Origin of the sequence: Paraniabella hibiscisoli (assembly GCF_022512515.1) — a bacterium.
GTDB lineage: Bacteria > Bacteroidota > Bacteroidia > Chitinophagales > Chitinophagaceae > Niabella > Niabella hibiscisoli.
Genome location: NZ_JAKWBK010000001.1, coordinates 2,159,221 through 2,171,205, shown reverse-complemented (window position 1 = coordinate 2,171,205; position 11,985 = coordinate 2,159,221). Strand labels below are relative to the sequence as shown.

Below are 11,985 nucleotides of genomic sequence, written 5' to 3'. Positions count from 1 at the left end.
CTGTCAGAGCTCGCCGGTTTGTTTGCTGCACCAAGGAACATTAAACCAACCAAAAAGAAAAAAACTTAAACAACCAGCAGGCTGCATCCCCGCAAATCGCTATTGTCCATTCTTCCTGTTATTTCGAAATGACTGTCTCCATATAAAACGCCCAGGTCGTCGGTAGCAATAAAGCTGCAGGAATATATATTGGCCAGGTCAATCACATTGATCAATCCCCTTATTGAACCTGTACCAGTGTTGGGTTTTATTGTAAGCGGATCTTCCTCATCCCTCAACAGTACACGCATCCATTGCGGGGTTTGAAACAAACCATTTCCTTTAGAGTAAGCCTGGGATAATAACTCCGTCATTCCGTACTCCGAATGCACTTCCTGGAGCGTAAAAGCCTTTTTAATACATCGTGCACTTCCTGCCGGATCATTTCTTTACGGCGGCCTTTCATACCGCCGGTTTCCATTACCATCGTATGTTGCAATGATAGCTGGTGTTGTGCCGCAAAATCGAGCAAAGCAAAAGTCACTCCAATCAATAGCGTTTTTTGTCCTGCCTGCTCCAATGCCCGCAGCGTTTCATTCAATTGTTCAAAATCGTATAAATAAAAGCCACTCTTTTCATGGCGGCTACGTTGTACCAATTCTTCTACCATATAAACCAGCGATGAATGCTGACGCTCCAGGTAGGAGGGCAATAGGCCCAATACACACCACTCTGCCGGGTTACCATAAAAATGCTCAAAAGCTGTCAAAAAACTTTTTTCGTAGATATTTTTACTTTTTACATAATGCCTGCTATTGATTGTGTCTGTAGTACCGCTACTTTCATATATTGTTTCCGGTTCAAAAACCGTTGTAACAACGTCATGGGTTTTGAAAAAACGAATGGGCAAAAAAGGTATATCTGAAGGCTTACTTACGTTAGACACATCTATTTTCAACGCATCAACATATTTTTTATAAATAGGATTATGCTCATATTGAAAACTGAATACCTTCAGACAGATTTTATCAAAATCAAATGAACCGCTGAAAATTTCATTGGCAAGGTTGTCTCCGATATCCATGTATTTTTAAATATTTTTGAGCAACAAAAGTAATTTCATTGCAGGCATCTTACAATAGAAAGTTTTTTGATTTTATCATTTTCAGCAACATTTTCATAGCCCTTTGTGCAGTGGCAATGGCTGGATATAGCACTCATGTTTTTTCATTAGGTTTTCCGCCGGCCCATTTCGCGGGCTTTTTGTTCTTTTCAACACTGGCTAGTTATAGTATTCACTGGTATCTTACCGATGAGACTACAGAAACGACGGCATCCCGTACTCCCTGGCTCAGCAAAAACAAAAGGCTTCATGCTACTTTCTTTGTCATTAGCTCCATTGGTTGTGCTTTCTTTTTGGCGAAGGAATTGGGGTACATCAAGTGGATACTTCCTGCTATCTTTTTAACGCTGCTGTATACTGCGCCTAAATTCCCCTTTCGGCCCTTTACAACGCTCAAAAAGTTTATTCTGGGGAAAACTATATTGCTCGCATTGATGTGGACCTATGTTACATCGGCCCTTCCCTTTTTTATTGTAGAAAAACCATGGAACCCTGTGTATACCATCTTTTTATCAATCGTTTTACACTTATTTTTCCTATATGTATACTATTTGATCTCAGGGATAAAGACTACGACAAACTAACAGGTGTTAAAAGCCTGGTGACGCTATTACCGCCTCAAAAATAAAAATAGTGTTTAATATTTTCATAATACTTAACATCGTTACAGCTTTATTCATTGGTTATTTTTCCGATTTAGGCGTTGTGGATAATTTTATTTTGTTGATTCCTATCATCTTAACTTTTTCCTTGTACAATCGGGCCATAAAAACCAAGAATGATTATTTATTTTATTTTACCTTAGACGGGTTAATGGCACTCTCGCCTATACTGTACTTTTTAAAACTCATCTTGGCGGTACAATATTTGCGAGGTATTTAAATATCTTATTTGGAAAATGCATACATCATTTGTAAAAATCATACACTTTAGCAGGTTGGTAAAAATCAGCGGAAGATTGAGGGAGTTTAACTACAAAAAAAACAATAATGCCGGCGATTATGTTTTTGATGTAGATACTGCCGATGATAGGGGAAACCGTATTTTTTCAGGCTTAGCAAAAATGACAATGACTGGTCAATATCTTCTAAACAGACGATTCCTGAATGGATCGGGCAACATTTGCAACAATTGGTAACGGAACTGGAAGAGGGTATTTTAACCAACTAAAAAATTATTTCAAGAGAGGTTAGCGCCTCTCTTTTTTGCCCTTTACTAATAGCTGAAATATTAGTCTCCTCCGCATCCCCCGCAACTACTGCATGAGCTTCCACAATTACTACCGCAGGAAGACCCATCATCACCACTACCAGAACCAGTACTATCAGCCCCGTTTCTCCCCCTCTATCTATAACAGCCGTTAAAGAAATATCCAATACCGCAGCTCCCATTAAAAAATAGGTCCACTGCCAATTATTCTCCGCCGGTCTCGAGGGCAGGATCTGATCTTTATATAACCGGGGTATACTATTGGTGCCTAATTGCCCGGTTAACCTTATTAGAAAAAATATTGCCGCTACAACCAGGAGAACAGTACATATCACAATTTGAAAGACGGGTTTATCTCTTTCAATGCCCGTAATAATTCTGGTGAAAGCTAGCAGAAGCAAAATGGCGATAATAGAAAAATTCAGGTAAAATAATTGGCTAAATTTCCGGGATTTATAAACGTACTTTTTAAAAGCATCCATACTATTGGCAATATTGCTAAAAACAGGCTTTCTTTTCAACGTAGCCATTAATATCGAATAAAATGTCGAACCTGTTTCATTCAAAGTCATCACTACCTGTGCTTCGTCCTCATTCAGGCTCCGCTTTTGATCAACACCCGTGCTTATCCTATCATCCTTATCCATGTAAACCATGCCCTTTTCAAACATTTCATTTAAAGTCCCATTGATTATATTCTCTAACTTTTGAGTCTTAAGATAGACAAGCTCCATAGGCCGTAAACTATATGCAAAACTTTCCCGACTGAAAAGCCCGATTATTTTTGTGAGTCGGTATCGGTTTAAAAATTCCAATCCTGCAAAAACTACAACTGTTAATGCTACCAGGACATACATAAACTCAGGATTATCAAACCGACTGTAAAAAGGCTTTAAAAGCCAATAAAACGGCACCAATAAACCAACCATTGCCAGAACACCCCAATTTACAAAGGACCTTATTTTTAATTTAGCCTTGGGAAGATTGAGGCTATCGTACATGGTATCGCAAGCCCATATTGTAGATGGAGGCGTCCCAAAAGCCTCTTCATACAATTGTGCCGTTCTTTCTTTTGCCGAACGGAATTTTTGAAAATCTTCTTTATTGTGAGTAGACGGGACATGCTGTATCTTTTTGCCAAGCATTTTACAGAAAGCTTCATAAGACTCTGTAAATATGAGATGTTGATGCCAAACGACATCAATAACCCCTGATGGTGACACCATCATATCAGAGGTAGCCGCCAGATACATAAATTTCTTATACTCCAAAATTGCAAGCTCTGTAAAATCCTTAGTCCAGTAATTTTCGTTAACCAGCCTCAAAGAAAAACCGTATTCACTAAAAGGCGTATCCAGGTTGTAGGCTAGTATTTCGTTCCAAAGCTGCTGATTCATAAAGATAGTTTGGATCAATAATGATCAAATATACAAATAGCTAAATTCAAACTCAATTGGGTACATTCGGCTTACCGGAAATTTAATAAACTTCCTGATAACCAGCCCTCAAAATACGTTACTTTTAACCCTATGAATATCGAAGGAAATATTGTAGATATCGGAGCATCTAAAATTTATCCGGGAAGCATAAAGGTAAAAAATGGGGCGATTGAAAGTATTGAACCGCTTGAAGGTAAAAGCTTTGATCATTTTATTTTGCCCGGTTTTATAGATAGCCATGTTCATATCGAAAGCAGCATGCTGATCCCCTCTGAATTTGCCCGGTTGGCGGTGGTACATGGTACCGTTGCAACGGTGAGCGATCCGCATGAAATAGCTAATGTATGCGGCATGGAGGGCGTGGAATATATGATTAATGACGGAAACACAGTCCCCTTTAAATTCAATTTTGGAGCGCCCAGCTGTGTGCCGGCCACCAGCTTTGAAACAGCAGGTGCTGTTTTGGGTGTGGATGATGTAAAAGCATTGCTCAGTAAACCAGAGATCAAATACCTTAGCGAAATGATGAACTTTCCCGGTGTTCTCAACGGCGACCCCGAAGTACTGCAAAAATACAGGCAGCCCGGGAACAGGGAAAGCCTGTTGACGGTCATGCGCCTGGGTTAAGAGGTGAAGACGCCCGAAAATATACCGATGCCGGCATCAGCACCGATCACGAATGTTTTACTGCTGAAGAGGCCTTAGATAAACTGGGCCTTGGTATGAAAATACTGATCAGGGAAGGAAGCGCTGCTAAAAATTTTGAGGCATTAGTTGAGCTGCTTCACGAATACCCCGACCAGATTATGTTTTGCAGCGACGACAAGCATCCCGACAGCCTGGAGGCTGGTCATATCAACCAGCTTTGCGCCAGGGCTGTAGAAAAAGGCATTGATGTTTTCAAAATATTGAAGGCGGCCTGCATCAATCCGGTTCAACATTATAAACTGGATGTGGATTATTGAAAGCAGGAGATCCTGCCGATTTTATACTGGTAAAAGACCTGAGCCATTTCGAGGTGATACAAAGCTATATTGACGGTCAGCTGGTTGCCGAAAACGGCAAAACCCTGATTGCATCGCAAAGGCCGGGCCTGGTTAATAACTTTAATTGCGCCACCAAAACGGCTGACGCATTTGCTGTTAAGTCAGATGGAGCTACTCAAATAAGAGTCATCGAAGCTTTAGACGGACAATTGATCACCCATCAGCTTTTTGCAGCACCCAAAACCGAGAGCGGATATATCATTAGCGATGTTGAAAATGATATTCTCAAAATAGCGGTAGTCAACAGGTACCAAAATGCCCCCGTTGCCATTGCTTTTATCAAAAATTTTGGCCTTAAAAAGGAGCACTGGCTTCTTCGGTAGCACATGACAGTCATAATATTGTGGCGGTAGGTTTAGATGACGAAAGTATCTGCAAAGCCGTAAACCTGGTAATAGCCCAAAGAGGAGGTGTAAGCGCCGTTAATGGTGTTAAAGAAAACGTACTACCCTTACCAGTTGCCGGGTTAATGAGCACAGAAGATGGATACAAAGTTGCCAAAGCGTATACCGCTATCGACTCCATGGCTAAAGAAATGGGCAGCCCGCTAAGCGCTCCTTTTATGACCTTGTCTTTTATGGCATTATTGGTGATTCCAGCCCTTAAATTGAGCGATAAAGGTCTTTTTGACGGCACTAAATTTGAATTTGTGAGGGTAGCAGAAAATTAGCACTGTTACTGACCGACCCAACTCCGCCATTCACCGATATATTAAGTTTACATACAATAAATCTATTGCAAGGGGAGTTAAGGCGTGCTATTTTTACTTAAAATTGAAAACAATGAGCGAAAACAATCCATACAACACAGAAATGTATAAAAGTGAGCCAGGTGGCTACCAGCAGCCAGATCCTAACAATTTCCGCCCCAAACAGTCGCAGAGCCATCTTTGGATAGGCGGTTTCTTGCTGATTATAGGCGTCGTTTACTTATTAAGGCGTATTGGTATAGATCTGCCTGATTTTATTTTCTCCTGGCAGATGTTCCTGATCGCATTAGGTCTTTTCATAGGGGTGCGTAAAAATTTCGAAGGGCCGGGTTGGATGATCATGGTACTGATCGGCGCCATATTCCTTATTAACGAGTTCTTCGTTTTTGGAGAATTAAAACGGTTTATTTTACCCATTATTTTAATTGGCTCAGGTCTATTCTTTATTTTCAGGCCTAAAGGTTCTAAAAACTATATCCAGTTTGATGAGAGTGGTACCTCTCCCCTTGCTGGTGCTTCCGGACAGGATTATATTGACACTACCTCTATTTTCGGTGGTTCTAAAAAGAAAGTATTCTCTAAAAATTTCAGAGGCGGTGATATGACGAATGTATTCGGAGGTACCGAAATCGATCTTTCCCAGGCTGATATGAACGGAACCGCCGTTTTAGATGTTACAGCCTTATTTGGCGGAGCTACTTTAATTGTGCCCTCTAACTGGAACGTGATTTCAGAAGCTGTAGCGATTATGGGTGAAGTAAAAGATAAGCGTATCTTAAAAGGATTACCCGAAATCAATAAAACACTTTTGATAAAGGGAACCGTAATATTCGGAGGTATTGACATTAAAAGCTTCTAAAAATCAGGGGCCTTAGTAGACCGGCCAGTACCTGAAATCAACATATTTCAACCGGAAAGTCCATGGTTTTAACAGCCATGGACTTAAGTTTAGATTAAAATAACCACAACCCAACCCGATGGCCTCACCTCTTTCAGCAAAACGATTTATCGCATCGCTAATTATTGGCTGGGTGGTGCTGGTAAATGCGCAGGCGCTGATCTTAAATGATTTAAATTTTTCTATCAGTATTGTGCTGGGTGACAGCTTGCTTAGTATAACCATGTTGCTTCTGGCAAGCCTGCTCGTGCTGAACATTACTAAATATTATTTGCCAACATCCTACCAGTATGTCGGCGTTATAGCATCCTCACTGGTGTTATCGCTTTTATGGTTGCTGATTTCCAATAGCTTTTTAAAGATCCTTTTTACCGGTCAAAAAAGTTATCTCGACTTTTTACACAACTCATTGATCATACGTTTTGCCTTCGCCTTTTTGGTGCTCACCATCGTCACTACCGCATCCATTTTATGGTACAACTGGCAGGAGCGGCAGAAAGAATCCAAAAGAAAATCAGATGTAGAAGCACTTTCCCGGGAAGCAGAACTATTTAAGCTGCGTCAGCAACTGCAGCCCCACTTTCTTTTCAACAGCCTGAACTCGATCAATGCACTAATAGGCCTGGATCCTCAACTGGCACGCAAAATGGTACAACAATTATCCGATTTCCTGAGAGGCACGCTGAAGAAAGAAGAATCGCAAATGGTTTCCCTGGAAGAGGAAATAGGATATCTGAACCTCTATCTTGAAATAGAAAAAGTAAGATTTGGCAACCGACTGCAAACAAAAATTGATATCAGCGAGGGTTGCAAACCAGCCTTATTGCCTACCTTATTATTGCAACCCATTGTTGAGAACGCTATTAAGTTCGGCCTTTATGATACAACCGGGCAAACACTCATCACCATCGATTGCCGCTCAGAAGGCAATGAACTGATCATTAGCGTTAAAAACCCATTCGATCCTGAAACCGCTGCACCTCAAAAAGGAACGGGCTTCGGATTATCTTCTATTAAAAGGAGACTATATTTGCTTTTCGCCAGAAATGATTTATTAAGCACCGCTGCACACGATACTATTTTTGAAACAACCGTAAAAATTCCGCAACAGGTATGAGTAAAGTAATAATTATAGATGATGAGTTTTTAGCCAGGAGCATGGTTAAAGAATATCTGAAAAAACATCCGCAGCTGGAAGTAGTGGCTGAATGCGGCGATGGCTTTGAAGGCCTGAAAGCAATACAGGAACATGAGCCCGACCTTATTTTCCTGGATATACAGATGCCCAAAATCAGCGGATTTGAAATGCTGGAACTGGTGGAAAACCCTCCTGCAGTAATTTTTGCAACCGCTTTTGATGAATATGCTATCAAGGCTTTTGAAGCCCATGCTATTGACTACCTGTTGAAACCTTTCGACCAGGAACGCTTTGACAAAGCAGTCGCTAAATTTTCGGCACAGAATCGCCCAGCGGCTGTAGAAAATACCAAAGAACTACTGAATGATGCTCAGTTACCCGGAAGCAATAATCGCATTGTGGTTAAAAATGGCAGTAAGATCAAGATCATCCCGGTACAGGAAGTATTATACCTGGAGGCAGCAGATGATTTTGTAAAAATATTTACCAAAGAAGGCTATTACCTTAAGAATAAGACCATGTCATTTTTTGAATCCTTTTTGCCGGCAGATATGTTTGTACGCAGTCATCGTTCGTTTATTGTAAACATCCAGGAAATTACCCGCATCGACCCTTATGAAAAAGACGGGCATGTTGCTATTTTGAAAAATGGCGCAAAGATCAATGTAAGCCGTAACGGATATGGTAAACTAAAAGGAGTATTGGGGCTGTAGCGCGATAGAATAGTTTTTTAGTGTTCGCCCAGTTCAGGAAACTCCCTCATAGGACCCGAATATCGCTCATAAGAATCAAATATTTCAGTATCAGGACCCACAATACGTGGGTCTTTTTGTTTTACCCAGTTTTTCTTTTAAAGCATTTTTCATTTCTATTTCGATCGACGTATAAGCACTCCTACCACAAAGATTTACTAAACAGCCGGGATCTTTTGATACATCATACAACTCAAACTCAGGTCGTTTGTCAACAGCCCACCTGAAAAAGAATTGACTTTTTTATCATCGTGATTTTCTACAATGAATGACAAAGAAGGTCCTGCATCAATATCTGTAAAAGCCCAATCAGAATGGTAGCGACCATTTTTATCGATGCCGTATTTTGGAAACAGTTGTGGCTTATTTTTAGGATTAACAGCCTGGGGATCTCCGGAAGGCCACCGTTCGGGTTTCATATTCCAAACCAAGAGATATTCTTTACTACGGATAACCCGCTGCGGGTATCCCTGGTTCTGGTAACGCGAATAAGAGTGGCGCTCCCGGCCGGAATAAACATATTTATCAGCCTCATCAGCAATGGACGGAAGCTTTTCATTTTTAAGAAGGTTTACCCTGCTCTTTCCCGTAATCGGCATCATTCCCTTTGACGGAATTCCAGATAACTCAAGCAGCGTTGGCGCTATATCGACAAAGCTGATTGGACGATCAATAACCCTTCTTCCCGGAAACATTTTGGGAAAGCTCATTGCAAACGGAACATGAATACCATATTCATAACTGTTGGCTTTCGCTCTTGGAAAGGCCATTCCGTTATCAGATGTTACAATGACGATGGTATTATCCAGCTCCCCTTTTTCTTTTAGATATTGCAGCATTTGTTGTAAGTGGTAGTCAAACCATTCAATTTCTATTGCATAATCCAGTAAATCTCCTCTTACAATTTCGTTATCAGGCAGAAAAGCCGGTACATCTACATCTTCAAGTCGTTTCTTACTCTTCTGCCATGAATCCTTTTCATAGCCACGATGTGGCTCTAAAGCGCCATACCAAAAAAGAAGGGTTGACCATCTGCTTTCTTGTTTAGAAAATCGACAAAGTTTTGGAAGTAGTTTATATCACTTAGTCCTTTAGCCGGCCTTGTATCTGTAACATCCCCGGCCTTATACCGTATTGTATTAAAACTTTTGCCGGCGGCGTTTTCTTCCCGCCACAGTGTATCGTTCTCATTGCGGGCATACTGAAATGGATCTACCCCTTTTCCGGTATATCCTGTTTGATAACCATTCTGCCCCATTAAATCAATAAAAGAAACATATTGCTTCATCCAGCTGGACGCATGTTGGCCCGACTGCTCATTCTGCCAGGGATAACGTCCGGTTACAATAGAGCTTCGGGACGGCGCACAACCCGGAGAACCTGCGATACAATTTTTAAAGAAAACACCTTCTTTTGCAATTTGATCAAAAGCAGGTGTTTTTACAAAACGGCATCCTGAAAAACTGTTATGCTCATAGCTTTGATCATCACTGATGGCAAATAATATGTTGGGTCTTTTTACCGGATGAAGATTCTGACTGCTACCCGATAAGACGATCCAACAAAAAATATAAATAAAAACACGCGCATTTTGAGGCTTATTAAAAGTGACAATCACGTATTCTATAACATATACTGCCTGAACGCCAAAACTACCTTTGAATTTAATTGCCCGTTGTATTCTCATCCTCGACAGCATCCTGCCAATTGGTCCATACTTCAACATTAGCGTCATAACCATTATAGCCGGGCGTCTGGCGTAATTTGGCATAAAGATTCGCATCTATGGCGCCCTGAGGAATAGGCCAGTAAATATTATGCGGTGCTATTGCATAATTACGCCCTCTTACAACTACCTTATTTTTATTATAATAATCATTATAGTGCTGAATACGCTGGTACCAGTAATTATTTTCGGATAGTGTATTTACACTATAAGTATTTCCCCATTCATCAGCCTTGCCACTTAGCGCGAGGCTATAAGAAATGCGGCTTAGCTCCATGTGACGCCATTCTTCCATATATAATTCCCGGGCACGTTCATTAACAATATCGCCCAGGGTTACGGTTGAGTAGAGCTGACTACATTGAGCCCTGGTTCTTACTGCATTTACATCGGCAGTAGCCTGTGCAATATTGCCTTTATAAAAGTTAGCCTCTGCCCTTAACAAGTAAGTTTCTGCCAAACGATAGCAATACCAGTCAGCAGCGCCTCCGTCATTCCGGTTAGATCCGGGAGTTGCCAGAAATACCGGGTCATCAATGTAAATTTTGTATTGCGGCCAGTCGAACCAGCTGCGGATCGTGTCAGTACATAAAAGAGTGTTACCGTTATACAGTCTCAACTTCTGGCCAAAAAAGGATCCGTAGGATCGTTATATTTTAAGGAATCCATGCGTACCCAGTTACCTACAGTACTGTTATGACGCAGGTCGCCTAAATCATTAACACCGTTAACACTCCAAAGGCCATACTGGGCAAAATGCGTAGGACGAATCATGCCTATTCCTCTTCCGAAAGCACCATTGATATCATATAACGCCCGGTAACTTGCATTGGTTTTGGCGTAAGATTGCAGCACTTTTCCACCCGGGGACTTTAATGCTGCCTGGTTCCACATAGGCCCCCAGTTACGCATAGACTTATATCGTATTGTAGCATCGGTACCTTCACGATTGGGCATCACGAGGATGGCTTCTTTATTGGCAGCAATTGCCTTATTGGCCGGCCGGTGCAGATCCCAGATCACATTGCGTGTAATGGGCCATGCAACAGGTGCAGGGTTGTCGAATGTGCCGAATGTATTGCTCATCAAAGCATAACCCGAATGGCTGATCAACGTATCGGCCTGAGCAATGGCTTTATCCCACTGGCCTGTAGCCAGGTAACATTTCAGCAGTAATTGACGGCAGGCTCCTTTATTGATCATACCTACATAAGCCATTTGCGATTGATTGGGAACCCATGCTACGGCCTTCTCCATATCAGCAGTGATCATTTCCAGGATGGCCTCACGGCTGGTAGTTTTATAATTTTGCTTAGGGCCGTCTGTTAAGATTCGGGTTACCAGTGGCACATCCTTAAACTGGAAACAAAGCGCCAGGTAGCGGAAAGCCCGGTGAAAATAGGCTCTGCCAAGAAATTCATGTTTAGCAGTCTCATCAAGGCCAGGAACGCCATCTATATAGGTTGTAATGGTATTAGCATATTTGATACCGTTGTACGTTTCTCCCCAGAAAAATGAGATCATATTTATATCATTATCATGCATACCATCAGTTGGAGTAAGGCGGGTAGCTACGTCTGCAAAAATATTACCATCATCCGTTTTGCCAGACACTGCTATATCAGACAGCATATATTCGGTGTTCATAGGTACCGATATATCTCTTGTCGAAAGATGACTCCAATAAGTACGTAGATGTCTGTCTAGCATGTAAGTAGTTGCCTCTATGCCTGCACGATCAGCAAATGTAATATCGGGTTCATAAAAGAGAGCGGATCGGGTTTTAAGAAATCCTTTGTACAACCCGATAGTACGCTAACAGATAACATACTTATCAAAGCAATCGCCTGTATATAAAAAAGTTTCGTTTTCATGTGTAGATTTTTTATGTTTTTAGCCACATGGAATTTTGCATAAAAATTTTCATCGCTTTGGGTATGAATTTGCTCGAAAATTTTTATGGTCA

At 41.2% G+C, this 11,985-nt stretch carries 13 protein-coding genes and 2 pseudogenes; 8 read left to right on the top strand and 7 right to left on the bottom strand.

The genetic code is table 11. The features are described 5' to 3' along the window. Positions 1–65 precede the first annotated feature (65 nt). Together MKP07_RS13770 and MKP07_RS13765 are read right to left on the bottom strand one after the other, a co-directional pair. A complete protein-coding gene (locus MKP07_RS13770) occupies positions 66–353 on the bottom strand; it encodes a hypothetical protein (protein WP_240847713.1) in 288 nt (95 codons plus the stop codon). Next, complete coding sequence (locus MKP07_RS13765; protein WP_240847712.1) at positions 350–1,063, bottom strand: hypothetical protein; 714 nt, start codon at positions 1,061–1,063, stop codon at positions 350–352. The genes MKP07_RS13770 and MKP07_RS13765 overlap by 4 nt, the downstream gene beginning before the upstream one ends. A gap of 523 nt (positions 1,064–1,586) precedes the next feature. Here MKP07_RS13765 and MKP07_RS13760 point away from each other — a divergent pair. Both MKP07_RS13760 and MKP07_RS13755 read left to right on the top strand, forming a co-directional pair. Beyond that, the gene (locus MKP07_RS13760) at positions 1,587–1,730 is read left to right on the top strand and encodes a hypothetical protein (protein WP_240847711.1); all 144 of its coding nucleotides are present in this window, start codon (positions 1,587–1,589) and stop codon (positions 1,728–1,730) included. A gap of 270 nt (positions 1,731–2,000) precedes the next feature. Further along, positions 2,001–2,240 (top strand): hypothetical protein, encoded by a 240-nt coding sequence (locus MKP07_RS13755; protein ID WP_240847710.1) that lies wholly within the window; start codon positions 2,001–2,003, stop codon positions 2,238–2,240. A gap of 28 nt (positions 2,241–2,268) precedes the next feature. Here the strand turns inward: MKP07_RS13755 and MKP07_RS13750 are convergent, their stop codons facing one another. Next, a complete protein-coding gene (locus MKP07_RS13750) occupies positions 2,269–3,708 on the bottom strand; it encodes a glycine-rich domain-containing protein (RefSeq protein WP_240847709.1) in 1,440 nt (479 codons plus the stop codon). A 132-nt stretch (positions 3,709–3,840) separates the two neighbouring features. Here MKP07_RS13750 and MKP07_RS13745 point away from each other — a divergent pair, with 132 nt between their 5' ends. From MKP07_RS13745 to MKP07_RS13720, 6 genes and pseudogenes are all read left to right on the top strand, one after another. Then, positions 3,841–4,377: an amidohydrolase family protein gene (locus tag MKP07_RS13745; RefSeq protein WP_240847708.1), complete on the top strand. Its 537-nt coding sequence runs from the start codon at positions 3,841–3,843 to the stop codon at positions 4,375–4,377. Further along, on the top strand, positions 4,323–4,715 hold the full coding sequence (locus tag MKP07_RS42505) for an amidohydrolase family protein (protein ID WP_394803656.1): 393 nt from the start codon (positions 4,323–4,325) through the stop codon (positions 4,713–4,715). The genes MKP07_RS13745 and MKP07_RS42505 overlap by 55 nt, the downstream gene beginning before the upstream one ends. A 53-nt stretch (positions 4,716–4,768) precedes the next feature. Continuing rightward, a pseudogene (locus tag MKP07_RS42500) lies at positions 4,769–5,466 on the top strand (adenine deaminase C-terminal domain-containing protein). A 112-nt stretch (positions 5,467–5,578) separates the two neighbouring features. Beyond that, positions 5,579–6,364 carry a LiaF transmembrane domain-containing protein gene (locus tag MKP07_RS13730; RefSeq protein WP_240847706.1) on the top strand — a complete coding sequence of 262 codons (786 nt, stop codon included), beginning with the start codon at positions 5,579–5,581 and terminating at the stop codon, positions 6,362–6,364. Positions 6,365–6,482: 118 nt separating this feature from the next. Further along, positions 6,483–7,520, top strand: coding sequence for a sensor histidine kinase (locus tag MKP07_RS13725; RefSeq protein WP_240847705.1), 1,038 nt, complete (start codon positions 6,483–6,485; stop codon positions 7,518–7,520). Next, on the top strand, positions 7,517–8,254 hold the full coding sequence (locus MKP07_RS13720) for a LytR/AlgR family response regulator transcription factor (RefSeq protein WP_240847704.1): 738 nt from the start codon (positions 7,517–7,519) through the stop codon (positions 8,252–8,254). The genes MKP07_RS13725 and MKP07_RS13720 overlap by 4 nt, the downstream gene beginning before the upstream one ends. A gap of 197 nt (positions 8,255–8,451) precedes the next feature. On the opposite strand, the pseudogene MKP07_RS13715 reads toward MKP07_RS13720, so the two are convergent. The 4 genes and pseudogenes from MKP07_RS13715 to MKP07_RS13700 form a co-directional block, all read right to left on the bottom strand. Further along, positions 8,452–9,980: pseudogene (locus tag MKP07_RS13715) on the bottom strand (sulfatase family protein). Continuing rightward, on the bottom strand, positions 9,958–10,638 hold the full coding sequence (locus tag MKP07_RS13710) for a RagB/SusD family nutrient uptake outer membrane protein (RefSeq protein WP_240847703.1): 681 nt from the start codon (positions 10,636–10,638) through the stop codon (positions 9,958–9,960). The pseudogene MKP07_RS13715 and the gene MKP07_RS13710 overlap by 23 nt, the downstream one beginning before the upstream one ends. After that, on the bottom strand, positions 10,635–11,729 hold the full coding sequence (locus MKP07_RS13705) for a RagB/SusD family nutrient uptake outer membrane protein (protein ID WP_240847702.1): 1,095 nt from the start codon (positions 11,727–11,729) through the stop codon (positions 10,635–10,637). The genes MKP07_RS13710 and MKP07_RS13705 overlap by 4 nt, the downstream gene beginning before the upstream one ends. Before the next feature lie 14 nt (positions 11,730–11,743). Beyond that, positions 11,744–11,893, bottom strand: a complete 150-nt coding sequence (locus tag MKP07_RS13700) for a hypothetical protein (RefSeq protein WP_240847701.1) — start codon at positions 11,891–11,893, stop codon at positions 11,744–11,746. Between the last annotated feature and the right edge of the window lie 92 nt (positions 11,894–11,985).